General features: G+C 49.8%; 1 tRNA gene. It reads left to right on the top strand.

The features are described 5' to 3' along the window. Positions 1-252: 252 nt before the first annotated feature. Positions 253-325, top strand: a tRNA-Ala gene (locus tag AWU74_RS07575). Positions 326-564: the final 239 nt, after the last annotated feature.

Raw genomic sequence — 564 nt, 5'->3', positions numbered from 1 at the left:
GTTATATGCGCGATTTGTAGCAAATCTGCCAAGAGGTTCTGTTTTTGCCGATTTCCGGAGCACCGTTTTCCTCGTGCTATGTAGCCTCGCGTATGCCTCCGTTCGGTTCTCTTAATCGGGAACAGCGCAGTCCGTTCGTCCGGATTTTTGCGCGGAAGCATTCGGCGCATACGCTGAATGTATCGTGAAACAACGCAGAATATTGACAGTTTTTCCGCTTTTTGGTAAGATTTATCGGTATTCATGCTAACTGGGGAATTAGCTCAGATGGTAGAGCGATAGGTTCGCAATCTATAGGTCGTGGGTTCGATTCCCACATTCTCCAAAACCAGCCGCTTCCCGCGTGATGATTAAAGCCCTGCGCGAGGACGGGACCTTAAGCAGGCTGTCGAACCAATACTTGGGCTATGATATGTTTGCCGCCAATGCGGCGCAGTTTGAAGCGCAAGTGACAGTAGAATAACGCAGGTGGGGCAGGTCTGCCCAAACGCCGATTCATATTTATATAAACGCGGAGCGGGTCTGTATAATAGCGGCGCAAGTTCAGATAATCGCGGGGCAAAA

The sequence above is a fragment of the Treponema endosymbiont of Eucomonympha sp. genome (assembly GCF_001028545.1).
This window is presented reverse-complemented; position numbering and strand designations above follow the sequence as displayed.